Origin of the sequence: Paralcaligenes sp. KSB-10 (assembly GCF_021266465.1) — a bacterium.
In the GTDB taxonomy this organism is placed as follows: Bacteria; Pseudomonadota; Gammaproteobacteria; order Burkholderiales; family Burkholderiaceae_B.
The window spans coordinates 2,747,659-2,765,887 of the sequence record NZ_CP089848.1; the positions used below are offsets into that span (position 1 = coordinate 2,747,659).

Here is an 18,229-nt window from a genome sequence, read left to right on the forward strand (position 1 = left end):
GTTACGCGGCCCTTTTGGCATTGCCGGGGTGGATCCGGGCGCTTGCGATGGGAAGGTCGGCCGAAATCGTGCCGGTACGCCCGTCTTCGAACTTCACCTCGGTTTCGACATACTGATGGGTCCGGCCCGCGAACAGCGCCTCGACCAGCACCGCGTATTTTTGGGCAATGAACCCACGGCGCACTTTGCGGGTACGGGTCAGCTCATCGTCATCGGGATCGAGTTCTTTATGCAGGATCAGGAATCGCGCCACCTGCGAGCCGCACAGCCTGGGATCGGCGGCCAGGTCGGCATTGACCTGATCGACGCAATCGCCGATGAGTTCGCTGACTTCCGGCTTGGCAGCCAGATCGGTATAGCCGGCATAAGGCAAACCGCGCCGTTCAGCCCAATTACCAACGGCTTCGAGATCGATATTGATAAACGCGCAAACCTCGGATTTATCGGCGCCGAAGGCCACGGCCTCTTTGATGAACTGGAAAAACTTGAGCTTGTTTTCGATGTACTTGGGTGCAAACAAGCTGCCGTCGGCCAGCTTGCCGACATCCTTGGCCCGGTCGATGATTTTCAGCTGGCCGTCGGTATCGAGGTATCCGGCATCGCCCGTGTGGTACCAGCCGTCGGCCGTGTAGGATTCAGCCGTCGCCTCGGGATTGCGGTAGTACTCCTTGAACAGGCCGGGGCTTTTGACCTGGATTTCACCATTGTCGGCCACGCGGATTTCAACCCCCTTGACCGGCGGCCCGACCGTATCGGCCCGGACCTGCCCATCGGCCTGCACGCAGACGAACACCGAGGTTTCGGTGGAGCCATACAACTGCTTGAGATTGATGCCTATGGATCGGTAGAAAACAAAGAGATCGGGGCCGATGGCCTCGCCCGCGGTATAGGCTACCCGTACCCGGCTCATACCCAGGGCGTTGCGCAAAGGGCCATAAACGAAAAAGTTGCCCAAGCGGTATTTGAAGCGATCCCAGGCACCGACGCCGGGGTCTTTGTCGAGTATGCGCACACCGACGCGGCGCGCCAGCGCCATGGATGCATTGAACACCTTGCGTTTGAGCCGGCTGGCGTCTTCCATGCGGATCATGACGTGAGTCAGGAGACCTTCAAGCACACGCGGCGGCGCAAAATAATAAGTGGGCCCGACATCGTGCATATCGATCGATACCGTCTCGGGCGACTCGGGATGGTTGACGGTAAACCCCGTGACCAGAAATTGCGTATACGAAAACATGTTCTGGCCTATCCAGGCCGGCGGCAGATACGCCAGCACCTCTTCGCGATCGCTCAGGTTTTCCATCTCCTGGATGGCGCGGGCGCGGTCAATCAGGGCGTGGTGGGTCAGCACCACGCCCTTGGCCTTGCCGGTGGTGCCCGAGGTATAAAACATGGCGGCCGGAGCATGAGGGTCGATGGCCGCCACCGAGGCATCGAAAAAATCCGGATATCGGCCGGCATGCTCGCGACCCAGCTCGACCAGGCGATCGAAACTCAGCAGGTCTTTGTTGATGTAATTGCGCAGGCCGCGCGGATCGTCGTAGACAATATGCCGCAGCGCAGGACACTGCCCGAAGACCTCAAGCATTTTGTCGACCTGTTCCTGGTCTTCGACGATGGCAACATGAATTTCGGCGTCATGCAGCACATGCAGCATTTCTTGCGCCACGGCATCCTGGTACAGGGGCACGGGTATGGCGCCGATCGCCTGCGCCGCCATCATGGCCAGGTACAGGCGCGGCCTGTTCTCGCCTACAATGGCGACATGCTGGCCGGCCTGGACCTGCAAGGCAGCCAGGCCGTTTGCAAGCTCACGCACTTGGTCGGCCAGTTCGCTCCAGGTCAAGGTTTGCCAGATGCCCAGGTTTTTTTCACGCAAAGCCGGCCGCGCGCCCCTTACGCGGGCATGATGCAAGACCAGAGCCGGAAAAGTACCCGGTTTCCCGTCAGGCCTGGCCATAGATGAATCTGGCGCCACGATGTCTCCCTTGAGTCGGCCTCCGGACTGCTTTAAAGTTTCAGGCAAAAGCAGATCCAGACGTTCAACCAATATGTTTTTTTATTCAGTTGGATGTAAAGGTATAAGCTTGGGCTGCAGAAAATTGTCACGGATACGACATTCACGCATTTCCTAGGGTAAATCCTCATGCAACTGAAAGATTCGATGCTAAGTGCGGCAGCCTGGTTTTCCCTATTGACAGGCGAGCAGCAAGACCGGGTCTTGCGTGATATTTCCGTCACTCATTTTCCGGCCGGCGCCATGATCGAGCGCAAGGGCGAAAAAGCGTATGCCTGGATAGGCGTGCTCAGCGGCTTGATCAAGGTATCGGTGGGCAACTCCGACGGCAAGCTCGCCTCTCTAACCGGCGTACCCGCCGGCGGCTGGATCGGCGAGGGCTCGCTGCTCAAGCACGAGGCGCGCAAATACGATGTGGTTGCGCTGCGCGAATCGGCCATCGCACGGCTGCCGGTCGCCTGCTTCGAATGGCTGCTCGACAGCAGCATTCCCTTTAATCGATATCTGCTGCATCAGTTGAACGAGCGGGTCGCCCAGTTCATAGGCAAAGCCGAGTACGATCGCCTGTTGGCGCCCGATGCGCGGGTCGCACGCTGCCTGGCGGAACTCTTCAATCCTTTGCTCTATCCCGGCCAGGGCATGCGCCTGAATATCACGCAGGAAGAAATCGGCTACCTGGCCCGGATTTCGCGCCAGCGCACCAACCAGGCGCTGCAGGCCCTGGAAGCGGCGCAATTGCTGAAGATCGAGTACGGCGCCGTCCATGTGCTGAGCCTCGATGGCCTGAAGCATTACGGCGTTTAGGTAGCGGGCCGACAGGGCGGCCTGTGTGAAATAAGCCGTAGGGGCGGCCCTTGCGCCCGCCCCTGTTTTCAAGCGGCTTGTCAGTCCAGCTTTATGCCTGCGGTTTTAATCACCTTGGCCCACTCGGCCTGTTCCTTGTTGGCGTACCCCTTGAATTCGGCGGGTGACATCGGCATGGGTTCAACGCCCATTGCACGGATCTTATCGTCGACCACTTTGGTCTTGAGCGTGGCTTCAAGATCGGCACTGAGCTTGCTGACAACATCGGCAGGCAGATTCGCGGGGCCCACCAAGCCCTGCCAGGCATACGCCGTAAAGTTCTTCACCCCGGCTTCAGCCATGGTCGGCACATTGGGGAAAATCGCGACGCGTTCCGGGGTAGCCGCGGCCAGGACACGGATTTTCCCGGCCTTGATATTGGCATAGGCCGACGCCGAATCGACAAAAGCCATGTCTACCTGCCCGCCGAGCAAATCCTGCATGGCCGGCGCGGCGCCTTTGTAAGGCACATTGACGATCTTGACGCCCGCGAGCTGGTTGAACATTTCAAGAGCCAGGTGATGCGGCGAACCATTGCCCGCCGAAGCCGATGTCAGCTTGCCAGGTTCTTTGCGGGCGGCGGCCAGCACCTCGTCCACCGTCTTGAAGGGCGATTTCTCGTTGACGGCAAGCATCAGGGGAAAGCGAGCCAACCCTCCTATATAGGTAAATTTGGCCGGATCGTATTGCAGCTTGGAGTACAGCGAAGGGTTATACGCCAGTGTGCCCGAATCCGCCGTGCCCACGACATAGCCGTCAGGCTTGGACTGCTGGATAAAAGTCGCACCGATGATCGTGCCGGCGCCGGGCTTGTTTTCGACAATCAGGTTCTGGCCCAGTTTTTTCTGGAGCTCGGCGGCGACCAGCCGGGCTATGACGTCGGATCCACCGCCCGCGGCATAAGGCACCACCCACTGTACGGGCCGTTCGGGCCACGATGCGGCCGAGGCAAGCCCGGCAACGCTCAAAGCCGATACGGCAAGCAGCCCTTTAAACAATTTGGACATTCGGATTCTCCTTAAATCACGGATATATTGTTACGCATTGGCGTATAAATACATTATTACGCGCTTGATTATGCCCGATCTCTGCCGAATCCGGCATTAGAAGATACGATCATCGCCCTTGAATGTAACCGCAGGCAGCGATGCGGCATGCCAAGGCAGCCGATGGCTATGCGCCGATCACCCTGGCCAGGAAAGCCTGGGTCCGCTCATGCCGCGGACGCGACAACACCTCGCCCGGCGGCCCCGATTCGACGATTACACCGCCGTCCATAAAGGCGATCTGGTCGCCGGCATCGCGGGCAAAAGCCATTTCGTGGGTCACAACGACCATGGTCATGCCCTCGTCGGCCAGGCTGCGCATCACCGCGAGCACTTCATCGACAAGCTCAGGGTCCAGCGCGGACGTCGGTTCGTCGAAGAGCATGAGCTTGGGCTGCATGGCCAGAGCCCGCGCAATCGCCACGCGCTGCTGCTGCCCGCCCGAGAGATGGCTGGGATAGGCATCGGCTTTTCCCTGCAGGCCCACCCGCTGCAACAATGCACGGGCGCGCTCCACGGCCTGGGGCTTGGACTCATGCTTCACATGCAGCGGCGCCTCGATAATGTTCTCGAGCACCGTCATATGAGGAAAAAGGTTAAAACGCTGGAAAACCATGCCTATGCCCGCACGCTGGCGGCAAACCTCGCGCTCGTGACGCTCGTAGAGTCGATTGCCGCGCTCGCGGTAACCGACCAGCTCGCCATCGACCCACAGATGCCCCGCATCGATCTTTTCCAGATGATTAATGCAGCGCAAAAACGTGCTCTTGCCCGAGCCCGAAGGTCCGATCAGGCACAGCACCTCTCCGGAGGAGACTTCCAGATTGATTCCCTTGAGCACTTCATCGCGTCCGTAGCGCTTGTGCACATCCTGTGCGCGGACCATCGGCCTTGGGCCCGCCGGCTTCGCCTCATCGAGTGCCATGCAGCCCCGTTCCCGCGCGGCCAAGCCGCCGCTCTATAAAATACTGGCTTGCGCTCGTAATCGTCGTCAGCACCAGATACCAGAAGGTTGCCACCAACATCAGCTCGATCGTGTGCAGATTGGCCGAGGAAATGTTCTCGGCCGCCGTCAGCAAATCGCCGCCGGCAATCACCGAAACCAGCGACGTGGCTTTCAACAGCGAAATGAACTGGTTTCCGGCCGGGGGAATAATGACGCGCAGGGCCTGCGGCAGGATGATGCGCCGCATCGCGAGCGTGCGCGGCATGCCCAGTGCAAGCGAAGCTTCGTACTGGCCTCGATCGACAGACAGAATCCCCGCCCGGACAATCTCCGCCATATAGGCGGCCTCGTTCAGGCCCAGGGCAACGACGGAAGCGACAAACGGAGTCATGATCGCATTGGTGTCGAACGGGCCTATGTGCTGGAAGAGCAGCGCGAGATTACCCCACAGCAGGATTTGCACCAGCAGCGGCGTGCCGCGCAACAGCCAGGTATAGAAACCGCTGCCCAGCCGCAGGACCGGGCTGGCGGACAGCCTCATGAAAGCCAGCACAATGCCCAGCGCAAGACCAATGATCGCCGCCAGGACGGCAAGCACGACAGTCGTGCGCAAGCCCTGCAGGATCGCCGGCGCGAACTGATATTGCATAATGACCGAATGGTCGATGTGCGGATTGCGATAGACTGAAACGGCCAGCAAGGCCAGCACCACCGTCACCACGGCGCTCCCAAGCCAGAGCCAGGGGCGCCGCAGCGGCACAACGCGATTCACGCCGGCCTCCCGCGGCCGCCTTCGCGGGCCGCATGGCCCGAGCCGCGCCTCATAGCTTGAGGTTCTGGCCGCCGTTGATCGCGGCCGATGTCACGGCGCCGCCCTCGACCTGATATTTTTCGAGGATCTTGCGATAGCTGCCGTCGGCGATCAGCGAATTGAGCGCCTTCTGCAAGGCATCGCGCAAAGGCTGATTGGTTTTCGACACACCGATTCCCAAGGGCACCGGCTGATATTCGTGGCCGCGAACGACATCGAAGATGGAGCCATTACCCGCCGTCTTGGCCAAATAGACCATGACCGGCGAATTGCCCAGGAACGCCGCAACGCGGCCTGTTTGCACTTGCAGCCGCGCATCCGAAGGCTGCGCGTACTGCAGATTCTGGATCGCGGGTTTTCCGGCCGCGGTGCATTTACCGCTCATTTCGGCAACCAGCGCGAGCTGCGTCGACCCCTGGACCGTGGAGACGGTTTGGCCGCACATGGTTTCCAGGCTTTCCACATGCTGCGGATTGCCTTTCTTGATCAGCAGCATCGTGCCCAGATTGAAGAAGTCGACAAAGTCGATGATCTTCTCGCGCTCGGGCGTGTCGTTCATGAGAGTAAAGGTAATGTCGATGTGTCCCGCCTGCATGGCCGGCAAGAGCCCATTGAAAGGAATGGGCTTGAAGGCAATTGTCTTGCCCATCTGCTTGCTCATCGCCGCGGCCAGGTCGACGATAACGCCCTGCAGCGTAGTGCCGTCGGACGCATAGGAAATCATCGGCGGACTGTTGGTGATGGAGCCGGCGGCAATCGTGTCTGCCGCAATCGCCGGGGAGAAGGCACAGCCGAGCCAGATTGCCGGCAGCGCAGCGAGGAATGTAAATTTCCGGATGGTTCGCATTGCTGCTCCTGTTTTCGATATCTGGGTTCGACCGCTGGAAAAACGCAAGCCGCATTATTGTTTCGTACGCGGTACGCGTCGATGGGCCTGGGCGAATTTTAGCAGACCGGAGATCCTTCCTGTGCAGCAGCATTCGCATAGGTGCGATGGCCGAAAATCGCCGATCCCACGCGAATCTCTGTCGAACCTTCCTCAATGGCCCATTCAAAATCCCCACTCATGCCCATGGACAATCGCGTCAAGCCGGCCGCCCCGTCGGCCCGCAAACGATCCCGCCATAAGCGCAAGGTGCGAAAACACATCCGCACCGCCATTTCATCTGCGGAATTCACGGCCAGCGTCATCAAGCCCCGGACTCGCAAGCAGTCGAACGCCGCCAGTTGTTTGAGGAATTCCGGCAGTTCCTCCGCCGGCAGGCCAAACTTGCTGGGCTCCGCCGAGGTCTTGACCTGTATGAGGACATCGATGGCCCGACCTTCCTGCTGTAAACGCTGATCGAGCTCGCGAGCCAGCGACAAGCGATCGAGAGACTGGACTTCAGCCACCAGGCGGGCGGCCTCTTTGGCCTTGTTGGTTTGCAGATGGCCTATCATCACCCAGGCCAGATCCGCCGCGCCGAACTCCTGTGCCTTCTGGCGGATTTCCTGAGTCTTGTTTTCACCGAATCGCGTCAGGCCCAATGCCATCGCGCTGCGTATTGAGTCGGGCCCGAAGGTTTTGCTTACCGGCAGCAGCACAACCTCGTCCGGTGAACGCCCCGCTCTGGCGCAAGCCGCCGCAATGCGTTCGCGCACCCCGGCCAGGCGAATTTCCATGGAATCAGACATCGACAACCTCACATTACTTCTTTACAGTGGCATCTTTCATATACCCTAAAAGTACTGCAACTGGTTTTTTTTTGCTCGGCATCGGCGGCATTCCCCATTGCCAGGGGCGGGCCTTGTGTCCGCTCCTTCGGCAACGACACATCAAGCCCGGCCGCCCCAGGCCGCCCGAACCATCCACTCAATATCCCTGCACAAAGAATGAACGACGCCACACACCAGATTTCCATGACCATTCTCATGACACCCGATATGGCCAATTTTTCGGGCAATGTACATGGCGGGGCCATACTCAAACAACTGGATCTGGTGGCCTACGCCTGCGCCAGCCGTTATGCGGGAACCTATGTCGTCACCCTGTCGGTCGACCAGGTCATGTTTCGCCAACCTATCCATGTAGGCGAGCTGGTGACGTTTTACGCCTCGGTCAACTACACCGGCCGCACATCAATGGAAATCGGCATCAAGGTGGTCACGGAAGATATACGCCGAAAACTCGTGCGCCATACCAATAGCTGTTATTTCACCATGATCGCGGTCGACAGCCAGGGCACGCCGGTCGAGGTGCCGCCGCTGGAGCCAGGCAACGACGAAGAGCGTGGGCGCTTCAACGCGGCGCTGTTGCGCCGCGAGCTGCGCCAGGAGATGGAACGCCGCCATATGAAAATCAAGCAGGCGCCGAACTGAGCGGGGCTGCGCGGAGCACCCGCGCCCCTGCCTAACGCACCATGCCGGCCGCGGCCGTTTGATGGGTAGCCGCGTCGATCAGGATAAATGAACCGGTAACCGGTTGATCCGTGTAAGAATCGATCGCCAGCAGATCGCGCGACACCAGTGTCACGCGGCCGATGTCGTTCATGGCCAGCGCCCCGCCCGCCTCCACATGCAGCAACTCGCGCATGTCGCGACGAGTGTGCACCGCCTTGACCTTGGCCTGCGTGATGCGCGTACCCTGTTTAAGCCAGTACTGGCGCACCGGGCTGAGTGCCTGCTGATCGAGCCAGCATAGCTCCGCTTCGAACTCTTTGGTCACGCGAACGGGCGCGTCGGCAGCCACAATCAGGTCGCCGCGCGACACATCGATATCGCGATCCAGAACCACGGTTACGCTGTCGCCGCCGATCACCAGATCGACATCGCGATCGAATTGCACCAGGCGGGCCACTTTGGCGCTTTCACCGGAAGGCAGTACCTTGATCTCGTCGCCAACCCGCAAGCTGCCGCCCGACAGTTGTCCGGCATAGCCGCGGAAATCGTTCACGTCGTGGCCTCCGTGGCGGATGACCCACTGCACAAAAAACCGCGCGGGGGTTTGCGCAGCCGAGGTGGCCGAGGGCAGATTTTCCAGCAAGGCAAGCAAGGGCAGGCCATCGTACCAAGGGGTATTCTCGGAACGCTCGACCACATTGTCGCCCTTGAGGGCCGATATCGGCACAATATGAAACTGGGCTATGCCGAGTTTTTCGGCCAGTGCCGCATAGGCCTCGCGTATTTGTTCAAAAAGCCGGGCATCCCAGCCAGCCAGATCCATTTTATTGACGGCCACCACAATATGCTGCAATCCCAGCATTTTCGCCAGCGCGCTGTGGCGCTTGGTCTGCGGCAACAGTTCGCCATTCACGACCCGGCTGGCGTCAATCAGAATAATGGCGACCTGGGCGGTGGAGGCGCCAGTAACCATGTTGCGCGTGTACTGTTCGTGCCCCGGCGCATCGGCCACAATGAATTTTCGCAAAGGCGTGGCAAAGTAGCGATACGCGACATCAATCGTTATGCCCTGCTCGCGTTCGGCCTCAAGCCCGTCGGTCAGCAGCGACAAGTCGATTTCACTGGCCGCCACGCGCTTGTATTTGGAACGCGCGATGGATTCGAGCTGATCGGCAAAAACACCCTTGCTGTCATACAGCAGGCGTCCGATCAGCGTGGACTTGCCGTCATCGACCGACCCGGCCGTGATCAGGCGCAGCACCCCGGTATCGGCGGTCGACAGCCAGGACTCATTGATTGCATTCATTAAAAATACCCCAATTTTTTGCGACGCTCCATCGAAGCCTCGGAAGTTTGATCGTCCATGCGCGTGGCACCGCGCTCAGTGATGGTTGTAATAGCGGTTTCGGCAATAATCGCTTCCGGACTGCCCGCCGTGGAAGCCACCGGGCAGGTGCAGGAAATATCGCCCACCGTCCGGAAACGCACCGTCCGGGTCTCGGCCGTTTCGCCATCTTTGAGCGGAGTAAGCGGCGTCAATGGAACCAGCAGCCCATTGCGGGGAATCACCTGCCGCTCGTGCGCGTAATAGATCGAAGGCAGGCTCAGGCCTTCGCGCTGTATGTATTGCCACACGTCCAGCTCAGTCCAGTTCGAGATCGGAAAGACCCGCATGTTCTCGCCCTTGTGAACCTTGGTGTTGAACAGGTTCCATAATTCCGGGCGCTGGGCCTTGGGATCCCATTGGCCAAACTCGTTGCGAAACGAGAAAACCCGCTCCTTGGCCCGGGCCTTTTCCTCGTCGCGCCGGGCGCCGCCAATGCATGCGTCAAAGCCGAATTCCTCTATCGCCTCAAGCAAAGTCGTGGCCTGCGCAGCGTTGCGCGAATCGGTTTCGCGGCGCAAAACCACCGTGCCACGGGCAATCGAATCCGCGACATTGCGTACGATCAATTGCTCGCCCAGTGCGGCCACGCAACGGTCGCGGAATTCGATGACCTCGTCGAAGTTGTGGCCGGTATCGATGTGCATCAAGGGAAATGGAAAGCCGGCCGGGCGAAATGCCTTTTCGGCCAGGCGCAGCAGCACTACAGAATCCTTGCCGCCTGAAAACAGAAGCACGGGCCGTTCGCACTCGGCCGCCACCTCGCGCAAAATATAAATCGCCTCGGACTCCAGCCAGTCCAGATGTGTCCGTGCGGTAATGTCACCCATAATCTTCCTCTTCAAATCCGGCATCAACTCAATTCATCAGTCCCGGCAAGCGCTAGCCGGCCTGGACTTCCATCGTCTTCAAATTGCCGGCATGCAAGCCGCACTCCTTGGACGATTTCTGCTCCCACCACCAGCGGCCCGCCCTTGCATCCTCGCCCGGCCGGATCGCCCGCGTACAGGGATCGCAGCCTATCGAGGGATAGCCTTGGTCATGCAGCGGGTTGTAGGGGATATCCAGCGCGCGTACGACGGCCCACACCTGATCGGTGGTCCAGCTCGCCAGGGGGTTGTACTTTTGCAAGCCGAACACCGTATCGAATTCGGATTCGGCCAATTCGGTGCGCGTAATGGATTGATCGCGTCTTTGCCCGGTCAGCCAGGCTGAATGGCCTTGCAAGGCACGACGCAACGGCTCGACCTTGCGAATGCCGCAACAGGCCTTGCGCAAGTCCACGCTGTCGTAGAAGGCAAACTCGCCGAACTGCGCCACGTGTTCCTGTACCGCTGCCGGATCGGGCCTGACTGCACGAACGGCTACGCCGTAGCGATCCGCAATGGTGTCTATCATGGCCAGGGTCTGCGGGTGCAGCCGCCCGGTATCCAGCGTGAACACCTCGATCGGAGCCTTGGCCTGAACAAGGGCGTGCAGCAACACCATGTCTTCGGCTGCCAGCGATGATGCAAACACGGCATCGGGATGGTCGGCGGCTATGCCGGCCACCCTATCGACCAGCGCCGTCCATTGACTGGATGTTTCAGTATCCGGGAAAGAATGTAATAAAGTACTCACGACATGCCTTGGTTCAGTCCCTTGCGCCGATGCCGGAAGCAATCCGGCCCACAGTATCGGGCTCATGGCCGATGCCGCAATGACTCTATTCAAAAACGTAGTCTGGACGCATATGAGCCGCGAAGGAACGAATTAATGGTTAGCTGTTTATCGCTATTGAGCATTAATCCGAAAACACATAAGCTCATGCATGATGGCCGGCGGGCTCGTTCGGTATTTCCGCCAGGAAACTTCCGGCGCGGCAAGTCCGGAATGAAAGCCGCCGCGGATTGAACATCGAGCGGCTTCCTCTCGTCCTTGTTGTGATATCGGCACAGGATTCAGCGTTGCGTGAAAGCCATGACAAGCACGCAATAATATATGTCCCTATTTAAATATTTCAAAAATTAAATAGGGACATAGTAAGCTTGCAGCTTCAAGACGAAACACCAAACTCTCTCAACAGGCATTCCTTTCAACACTAGAGGCCACATAATGTCGACGCACCCAACGCATGCACTTCCTTCTTATCTCGACCCCAAGGACCTGGGTCCTTGGGGTATTTATCTAGAGCAGGTCGATCGGGTTGCGCCATACCTGGGGCGCCTGAGCAAATGGCTGGAAACGCTCAAACGTCCCAAGCGCGCCCTGATCGTGGATGTTCCTGTAGAACTCGATAACGGTACCGTGGCCCACTTCGAGGGCTACCGAGTGCAGCACAATGTGTCGCGCGGTCCGGGCAAAGGCGGCGTGCGGTTCCATCAGGATGTCACGCTCTCCGAAGTCATGGCGCTGGCCGCCTGGATGTCGGTGAAAAATGCCGCCGTCAACCTGCCCTTCGGCGGAGCCAAAGGCGGGGTCCGCATCGACCCGCGCAATTTCTCGCGCCCCGAACTCGAACGGATCACACGCCGCTACACCAGCGAAATCGGTGTAATCATCGGCCCCCACAAAGATATTCCCGCACCCGATGTCAACACCAATGCCCAGACCATGGCCTGGATGATGGACACTTACTCCATGAATGAAGGCTCCACGGCAACAGGGGTCGTCACCGGCAAGCCAGTGTCGCTGGGCGGCAGCCTGGGCCGTGTCGAGGCGACAGGCCGGGGTGTTTTCGTGGTGGGATGCGAAGCCGCACAAGACTTGGGTATCACCCTGCAGGGTGCCCGGGTCATCGTGCAAGGTTTCGGTAATGTGGGCGGCACGGCGGCGCGCCTGTTCTACGAATTGGGCGCCAAAGTCATCGCAGTCCAGGATCATACGGGCTGCGTGCACAATGCCAATGGCCTGAACGTCATGGCCCTGCTCAACCATGTGGAACAAACCGGCGGAATCGCCGGAGCCGCCGAGGCGGAAAGCCTGAACCCCGCCGATTTCTGGGCTCTCGAAACCGAAATCCTCATCCCGGCGGCCCTGGAGGGCCAGATCAACAGCAGCAATGCCAACTCCATCCGAGCAAGAATCGTGGTCGAGGGCGCCAACGGCCCGACCACTCCAGAAGCCGACGATATCCTTGCATCGAAAGGCACTCTGATCGTGCCCGATGTAGTTGCCAACGCGGGCGGTGTCACGGTCAGTTATTTCGAGTGGGTGCAGGATTTCTCCAGCTTCTACTGGACCGAGCCCGAAATCAACCATCGCCTTGAAACCATGATGCGCTCGGCCTACACTTCGATATCGGCGGTCGCCAAAGAGCACCAGGTCACCATGCGAACCGCCGCGTTTATCGTGGCATGCTCACGCATACTGGAAGCCCGCGAAGTGCGCGGCCTGTATCCGTAAGGCCGATGCGTTGACTGCGGGAGGCCGCAATGGCTTCCCCTACGATGCAATGCCTGTGTAATGCATTTTTGGTTCGAGTTGTTTGTGGGATTCGGTGGGTTGGTAGCTTTGGTATTTAAAGACGCCGTCTATCGGGGCTTGGGGTCAGGACCGGCACGGCGTGCTTGATCCGGATCTACCTCGTCCAGGCGGGCGTCGGGCGAACTCGCCCAGCCTCACGAGGCTGGGCTCAGACAGCGCCCGCCGAAAGCCCCCGCCTTCCCTACGGTAGCATCCGGCGCACGCCTTACGCCGGTCCTGACCCCAAGCCCCGATAGACGGCTCACGTAATGGCATGCCTGGAATGAACTTGCCAGCTCAAGGTATACCTCGATGCATGACCTTAACGTTTCTCTCGGTGCACGACTCCAATGCCTCTCTCTATGCATTGCCTCAACGCAAGCCGCAGGGTGGGCGGTGCTGTGTAGTCCGGCGGTAGTCCAGCGCCGGGTGCTGACGAAGGGAAGGCGGGGGCTTTCGGCGGGCCATGTTTGAGCGTAGCCCCGCACCGCGGGGCGTAGCGAGTTTGGCCCGACGCCCGCCTGGACGAGGCAGACCCGGGCAGTCGGGGCGCGTAGCGCCTCGACCGCTGGACGTGCCGGACTACACAGCACCGCCCACCCTGCGGCGTCTTTATAGAATTAACCGCCCAGCAAACACAGCCCAAAGCCATCGCATAAGCCTAAAAACGGCCCAAAACGAACGTCACTGAAACACGTAAACCGAAAACACTTTAGTTCGCGGTCATATGCGTGGCGGCAACGACTTTTTTCCATTTGGCCAAATCATTCTTCACCAGATCACCCAATGCCGCCGGCGTACTGCCTTCCACCGTAGCACCTTGATCCACGAACTTCTGCGCAACGACCGAATCCTTCAACGCGCCATTCAACGCCTTGTTCAGCTTGGCAATAATGGGAGCGGGCGTCTGGGCCGGCGCAAACAGGGCATACCACTGGTCAACCGACACATCGATGCCCAGCTCCTTCAAAGTCGGCAAATTTTTAAACAGAGGCGAACGCTTATCCCCCACAACCGCCAAGCCACGCACCCGCTTGCTCTCGATTTGAGGCGCTCCAGTGAACAAGCTCGGGAACATGACTTGCGTAACACCTGACACCGTATCCATCATGGCGGGAGCCGAGCCCTTGTAGGGCACATCCTGCATCACAGCGCCGGTGGCCAGCTTGAACAATTCGCCCGCAGCGTGAGGAGCGGTCCCGGTACCCGCCGAGGCGTAATTCAGGTTTGAACCGGGCTTCTTGGACAAAGCGATCAGATCTTGCACGGTTTTGGCCGGCACGGCATCATTCACCACCAGCAAAGTCGGCGAAGTAGCCACCTCACCGATCGGAGCAAAGTCCTTGACCGGATCGTAATTGACCTTCTGTATGGCCGGATTGATGGCATGCGTGGCGATATAGCCGAACAAAATCGTATATCCATCGGGCTTGGCGCGAGCCACGTAGCCTGAAGCAATCGCGCCATTGGCACCCGGCTTGTTTTCGACCACTACCGTCTGACCCAGCTCGGCGCCCATTTTTTGGGCAATGATACGCGCCATGGCGTCGTTGCCGCCGCCAGGGGCCGTCGGCACGACTATGGTCAGGGGGCGATCGGGAAAATCGGCGTCCGCCGCACAGGCTGCGGTTGTCGCCGTGCACATAATGGCCAGCGTTGCCGCTATCGCGAATTTCATTTCAAACTCCTTTTGCTTGCTATATAAGTAGATCAGGAAGTCGGCCCGGGTACGGATACCGCTCCCCTCATGATTCTTCTTGCCGTTCTAACTACCCCGGCCCTCTTGATCCGCAGTTGCCCATCCTCCATTATGGTTTGGAGCGAGATTTCGATCTGCCCTGCCGGATGCCTGACTGTCACGGTTCCCCCCGAGGGCGGCATCGCCCCCCTCAATTCATGGGATACCGTGCCAGGAAGAATAAAGCTGCTGGCCACGCCGATGGCACCGGTCACCGCATGCGCATTGTGGCAGCGATGCGGCGTAAAGTAGCGCGACTGTATTGAACACCCATCCGCGCCGGCACTGACCAGCACCGGCTTGGGAACGACACTGTGCGCCACATCCCCCAGCCCCATGCGCAGCCCCGCCTCAAGGCGCAGCTTTTCAAGCCGCCGCATCAGGTCCGCATTGGAGTCCAGTTCCTGGGGGGCTTCATTGCCCTCCAAGCCCAGAGAATCGGCGGCGATAATCATCAGGGGTATGGCCACGTCTATGCAGGTTACGGCGATCCCGTCAATCATATCGACAGGCGATCCGGTGGGGAACAAGGCTCCCGTCAGACTGCCTTCCGCATTCAGGAAATTCAGGATTACCGGCGCGCTGGTCCCCGGTACGCCGTCGATGCGCGTATTGCCTTCATAGGTCACGTGGCCATCGGGCGTCTTGACAATGGCCTCGATAACCGTCTGCGTATTGACGTTGAAAACCCGGACCATGGTTTCATCCCGGCTGGCGTGAACCAGCCCTTGCTCCAGCGCAAACGGGCCCACCGCCGACAGCATATTCCCGCAATTGGGGCGGGTGTCGACCAGAGCCTGATTGACCGAAACCTGGGCAAACAGATAATCCACGTCGCAATCAGGCCGGGCCGACCGCGAAATAATCGCCACTTTGCTGGTCAGCGTGCTTCCGCCGCCCAATCCGTTGATCTGCAAATCGTTGGGCGAACCCATCGCGGCAATCAGCACCCGATCACGCTCGGCAACATCGGCAGGCAAGGCATCGGCGCAGAAGAAAGGCCCCCGGGAGGTGCCTCCACGCATCAGTACGCAAGGTATTTCTTTTTCCATGCGAGTATGATGCAATTGCCTTGAAAATTAGTGAATTGCAACTTTAACAAGGACTATTGCATGGCACGCATCAATTTCGACCTGCAAGAGCTCCAGGCATTTGTAGCCGTTTCCGAAAAGCTCTCATTCAGGGCCGCCGCCGAAGACCTTCATCTGTCGGCTCCGGCCCTGAGCCGCCGTATCGAAAAGCTGGAGTCCATACTGGGCGTCAAACTGTTCGAACGCAGTACCCGCCACGTCGTGCTTACCAATGTAGGCCGTACATTCCTGGACCATTCGCGCAGCGCGCTCGATGAACTGGAAGGAGCGATGCTGGGAATCGCCGATCTGGCCGCGCAACGGCGCGGCGTGGTGACCGTAGCCTGCGTGCCCTCGGCCGCATACTATTTCTTACCCGCGGTAATCGCAAAATTCACCAAGAGCTACCCGCAAATCCGCGTGCGCATCCTGGACGAAAGCGCCAATACGGTCTTGAATGCCGTCATCAATCGGCAAGCCGACTTCGGCATCAATTTTATCGGCACCCAGGAAGCGGATCTGGAATTCGAACCGGTATTCACCGAACGCTTCGTACTGGCGGTGCACAAGGACCACCACTTGTCCAAAAGGCGCAAGGTGCGCTGGGAGGAATTATGCGACGAACGTTTCATGAGCGTCGGGAAGTCAAGCGGCAACAGGGTATTGATCGACTCCGCCCTGGCGCAAAGCGCACGCCGTCCAAGCAGCTTTTTCGAAGTCGCGCATGTGTCGTCGCTGCTGGGCCTGGTTGAAGCAGGCCTGGGAGTCGCCGCTGTGCCGCAGCTTGCCTTGCCCGCAAAAAACCATTCCACGCTGAAAGGCATCCCCCTGATCGAACCCGAAGTCTCGAGAACACTCGGCCTGCTTTGCAAAAAACACAGCCCGCTGTCTCCGGCGGCCAAGGTGCTTTACGAACTCATCAAGAAAGAAGCCGATCGCCGCTAAGGCCCAGGGGTCGCGCAATGCGGCATTCCGGAAGTAAAATTGTTGCCGGCCCGCCCGGTTGGAATACACCGCTCCCGCAGATCAAGGAAATCGCCTCGCATGAACAAATCAAAACTGCCCCACGTTGTCATCATAGGAACCGGCGGCACCATCGCCTCGACCGCGCCAAGCTCGACCGCCCTGACAGACTACAGCGTCACCGAAGGCATCGATTCATTGCTCAAGGCCGTGCCCGAAATCGCCAAGCTGGCCCGGATCGGCGGCGAACAGCTGTTCAATATCGAAAGCTTTGCCATCACCAACAAGATGCTGCTCAAAATGGCGACGCGGGTCAACCAGTTGCTGGCCGACCCGGATATCGATGGCATTGTCATCACACACGGCACCGACACACTCGAGGAATCCGCGTATTTCCTCAATCTGACAGTGAAAAGCCATAAACCTGTGGTTCTTGTGGGCGCCATGCGTCCGGGTTCGGCGATCAGCGCCGACGGCCCACTCAATCTCTACAACGCAGTGTTGCTGGCCGCCCATCCCCAGGCCAGCCACCTGGGTGTTTTGGTCTCGCTCAACGATCGCATCGTCGCGGCCCGTTTTGTCAGCAAAACCAATACGACCCAGGTCGATACTTTTCGTTCATACGAGCAAGGATGTATCGGCCACATCAACAACCAGCAGGTTCACCTGTACCAAACTCCCACACGGCTGCATACCACTCAGACGGACTTCGACATATCGGCCACAAAGGCTTTGCCCTCGGTAGATATTATTTATGACCACCAAAATGCCGGCCTGCATTTTTACGAAGCATCGATAGCGGCCGGAGCCCAAGGGATTGTTGTCGCCGCCTGCGGCAACGGGAGCATGTCGCCACAGGCGCGCAAAGGCGCCAGGCTTGCCGTAAAACACAAGGTGATTTGCGTACGCTCCAGCCGCGTCGGTTCGGGAATCGTGTCGGCCAGCGTCAACGATGCCAGGCAGCGCCTGGTTTCTGCCAACTCCCTGAATCCGCAGAAAGCGCGTATTCTGCTGATGCTGGCCTTGGGTGTCACCGGGGACATTGCGCAAATCCAATCGTACTTCGACCGGTATTGAGCCGTCGGCAAGAAGCGCGGTGAGGCGGCATCTAGATGCATTTTTGGTTCGAGTTGTTTACGGGATTCGGTGGGTGGGTATTGGTATTTAAAGACGCCGTCTATCGGGGCTTGGGGTCAGGCCCGGCACGGCGTGCTTGATCCGGATCTACCTCGTCCAGGCGGGCGTCGGGCCAAACTCGCTACGCCGCTGGCGCGGCTACGCTCAAACATGGCCCGCCGAAAGCCCCCGCCTTCCCTACGGTAGCATCCGGCGCACGCCTTACGCCGGTCCTGACCCCAAGCCCCGATAGACGGCTCACGTTGTGGCATGCCTGGAATTTACGTGCCTGCACCTACCGTTAATGGGCCTGCACCCATAGAACAAGTAACGTGCCTGCACTTATGCCTCTATCACGTGGCCGTATCCATTTCGATTGACTTCTTGATGGATTGACGACTCGATTGACTAAACGCCCGCTTCCCCAACATATACCTCGATGCATTACCTCAACGCGAGCCGCAGGGTGGGC

The 18,229-nt window shown here is 59.2% G+C and carries 16 protein-coding genes; 5 read left to right on the forward strand and 11 right to left on the reverse strand.

The window, feature by feature from the left end; all coding sequences use genetic code 11:
• Window position 1 precedes the first annotated feature (1 nt).
• Complete coding sequence (locus tag LSG25_RS12570; RefSeq protein ID WP_232744678.1) at window positions 2–1,960, reverse strand: long-chain fatty acid--CoA ligase; 1,959 nt, start codon at window positions 1,958–1,960, stop codon at window positions 2–4.
• Window positions 1,961–2,146: 186 nt separating this feature from the next.
• On the opposite strand from LSG25_RS12570, the gene LSG25_RS12575 reads away from it, so the two are divergent.
• Window positions 2,147–2,821: a Crp/Fnr family transcriptional regulator gene (locus tag LSG25_RS12575; protein ID WP_232741268.1), complete on the forward strand. Its 675-nt coding sequence runs from the start codon at window positions 2,147–2,149 to the stop codon at window positions 2,819–2,821.
• Between the two features lie 80 nt (window positions 2,822–2,901).
• On the opposite strand, the gene LSG25_RS12580 is transcribed toward LSG25_RS12575, so the two are convergent.
• The 5 genes from LSG25_RS12580 to LSG25_RS12600 all read right to left on the reverse strand — a co-directional run bounded on the left by LSG25_RS12580 (window position 2,902) and on the right by LSG25_RS12600 (window position 7,337).
• On the reverse strand, window positions 2,902–3,867 hold the full coding sequence (locus tag LSG25_RS12580; protein WP_232741269.1) for a tripartite tricarboxylate transporter substrate binding protein: 966 nt from the start codon (window positions 3,865–3,867) through the stop codon (window positions 2,902–2,904).
• 166 nt (window positions 3,868–4,033) lie between these two features.
• Window positions 4,034–4,831 carry an amino acid ABC transporter ATP-binding protein gene (locus LSG25_RS12585; RefSeq protein WP_305072040.1) on the reverse strand — a complete coding sequence of 266 codons (798 nt, stop codon included), beginning with the start codon at window positions 4,829–4,831 and terminating at the stop codon, window positions 4,034–4,036.
• Complete coding sequence (locus tag LSG25_RS12590; protein WP_232741270.1) at window positions 4,818–5,624, reverse strand: amino acid ABC transporter permease; 807 nt, start codon at window positions 5,622–5,624, stop codon at window positions 4,818–4,820. Before LSG25_RS12590 ends, LSG25_RS12585 begins: the two co-directional genes overlap by 14 nt.
• Window positions 5,625–5,673: 49 nt before the next feature.
• Window positions 5,674–6,510 (reverse strand): ABC transporter substrate-binding protein, encoded by an 837-nt coding sequence (locus LSG25_RS12595; protein WP_232741271.1) that lies wholly within the window; start codon window positions 6,508–6,510, stop codon window positions 5,674–5,676.
• A gap of 98 nt (window positions 6,511–6,608) precedes the next feature.
• Window positions 6,609–7,337, reverse strand: a complete 729-nt coding sequence (locus tag LSG25_RS12600) for a YggS family pyridoxal phosphate-dependent enzyme (protein WP_232741272.1) — start codon at window positions 7,335–7,337, stop codon at window positions 6,609–6,611.
• 198 nt (window positions 7,338–7,535) lie between these two features.
• Between LSG25_RS12600 and LSG25_RS12605 the strand changes: the two genes are divergently transcribed.
• Window positions 7,536–8,021 (forward strand): acyl-CoA thioesterase, encoded by a 486-nt coding sequence (locus tag LSG25_RS12605; protein ID WP_232741273.1) that lies wholly within the window; start codon window positions 7,536–7,538, stop codon window positions 8,019–8,021.
• A 31-nt stretch (window positions 8,022–8,052) separates the two neighbouring features.
• On the opposite strand, the gene LSG25_RS12610 is transcribed toward LSG25_RS12605, so the two are convergent.
• From LSG25_RS12610 to LSG25_RS12620, 3 genes are read right to left on the reverse strand one after another with little or no spacing between them, the layout of a single operon-like run.
• Window positions 8,053–9,348 carry a sulfate adenylyltransferase subunit 1 gene (locus tag LSG25_RS12610; RefSeq protein ID WP_232741274.1) on the reverse strand — a complete coding sequence of 432 codons (1,296 nt, stop codon included), beginning with the start codon at window positions 9,346–9,348 and terminating at the stop codon, window positions 8,053–8,055.
• Window positions 9,348–10,256, reverse strand: a complete 909-nt coding sequence (gene cysD / locus LSG25_RS12615; protein WP_232741275.1) for a sulfate adenylyltransferase subunit CysD — start codon at window positions 10,254–10,256, stop codon at window positions 9,348–9,350. Before cysD ends, LSG25_RS12610 begins: the two co-directional genes overlap by 1 nt.
• A 52-nt stretch (window positions 10,257–10,308) precedes the next feature.
• Window positions 10,309–11,046, reverse strand: coding sequence for a phosphoadenylyl-sulfate reductase (locus LSG25_RS12620; protein WP_232741276.1), 738 nt, complete (start codon window positions 11,044–11,046; stop codon window positions 10,309–10,311).
• Window positions 11,047–11,520: 474 nt separating this feature from the next.
• On the opposite strand from LSG25_RS12620, the gene LSG25_RS12625 reads away from it, so the two are divergent.
• Window positions 11,521–12,810: a Glu/Leu/Phe/Val dehydrogenase gene (locus tag LSG25_RS12625; RefSeq protein WP_232741277.1), complete on the forward strand. Its 1,290-nt coding sequence runs from the start codon at window positions 11,521–11,523 to the stop codon at window positions 12,808–12,810.
• Between the two features lie 772 nt (window positions 12,811–13,582).
• On the opposite strand, the gene LSG25_RS12630 is transcribed toward LSG25_RS12625, so the two are convergent.
• On the reverse strand, window positions 13,583–14,548 hold the full coding sequence (locus LSG25_RS12630; RefSeq protein ID WP_232741278.1) for a tripartite tricarboxylate transporter substrate binding protein: 966 nt from the start codon (window positions 14,546–14,548) through the stop codon (window positions 13,583–13,585).
• Window positions 14,549–14,580: 32 nt separating this feature from the next.
• Window positions 14,581–15,660 carry a 4-oxalomesaconate tautomerase gene (locus LSG25_RS12635; RefSeq protein WP_232741279.1) on the reverse strand — a complete coding sequence of 360 codons (1,080 nt, stop codon included), beginning with the start codon at window positions 15,658–15,660 and terminating at the stop codon, window positions 14,581–14,583.
• Window positions 15,661–15,720: 60 nt separating this feature from the next.
• Between LSG25_RS12635 and LSG25_RS12640 the strand changes: the two genes are divergently transcribed.
• Window positions 15,721–16,623, forward strand: a complete 903-nt coding sequence (locus tag LSG25_RS12640; RefSeq protein ID WP_232741280.1) for a LysR family transcriptional regulator — start codon at window positions 15,721–15,723, stop codon at window positions 16,621–16,623.
• Window positions 16,624–16,722: 99 nt separating this feature from the next.
• Window positions 16,723–17,718, forward strand: coding sequence for an asparaginase (locus tag LSG25_RS12645; RefSeq protein ID WP_232741281.1), 996 nt, complete (start codon window positions 16,723–16,725; stop codon window positions 17,716–17,718).
• The last annotated feature ends 511 nt before the right edge of the window (window positions 17,719–18,229 follow it).

Bases quoted from the DNA above. Each gene is read 5' to 3' on its own strand.
- LSG25_RS12610 (WP_232741274.1), bottom strand. From the start codon at position 9,348: ATGAATGCAATCAATGAGTCCTGGCTGTCGACCGCCGATACCGGGGTG.
- LSG25_RS12570 (WP_232744678.1), bottom strand. From the start codon at position 1,960: ATGGCCAGGCCTGACGGGAAACCGGGTACTTTTCCGGCTCTGGTCTTG.
- LSG25_RS12640 (WP_232741280.1), top strand. From the start codon at position 15,721: ATGGCACGCATCAATTTCGACCTGCAAGAGCTCCAGGCATTTGTAGCC.
- LSG25_RS12580 (WP_232741269.1), bottom strand. From the start codon at position 3,867: ATGTCCAAATTGTTTAAAGGGCTGCTTGCCGTATCGGCTTTGAGCGTT.
- LSG25_RS12600 (WP_232741272.1), bottom strand. From the start codon at position 7,337: ATGTCTGATTCCATGGAAATTCGCCTGGCCGGGGTGCGCGAACGCATT.
- LSG25_RS12625 (WP_232741277.1), top strand. From the start codon at position 11,521: ATGTCGACGCACCCAACGCATGCACTTCCTTCTTATCTCGACCCCAAG.
- LSG25_RS12635 (WP_232741279.1), bottom strand. From the start codon at position 15,660: ATGGAAAAAGAAATACCTTGCGTACTGATGCGTGGAGGCACCTCCCGG.
- LSG25_RS12630 (WP_232741278.1), bottom strand. From the start codon at position 14,548: ATGAAATTCGCGATAGCGGCAACGCTGGCCATTATGTGCACGGCGACA.
- LSG25_RS12595 (WP_232741271.1), bottom strand. From the start codon at position 6,510: ATGCGAACCATCCGGAAATTTACATTCCTCGCTGCGCTGCCGGCAATC.
- LSG25_RS12605 (WP_232741273.1), top strand. From the start codon at position 7,536: ATGAACGACGCCACACACCAGATTTCCATGACCATTCTCATGACACCC.
- cysD (WP_232741275.1), bottom strand. From the start codon at position 10,256: ATGGGTGACATTACCGCACGGACACATCTGGACTGGCTGGAGTCCGAG.
- LSG25_RS12645 (WP_232741281.1), top strand. From the start codon at position 16,723: ATGAACAAATCAAAACTGCCCCACGTTGTCATCATAGGAACCGGCGGC.
- LSG25_RS12585 (WP_305072040.1), bottom strand. From the start codon at position 4,831: ATGGCACTCGATGAGGCGAAGCCGGCGGGCCCAAGGCCGATGGTCCGC.
- LSG25_RS12575 (WP_232741268.1), top strand. From the start codon at position 2,147: ATGCAACTGAAAGATTCGATGCTAAGTGCGGCAGCCTGGTTTTCCCTA.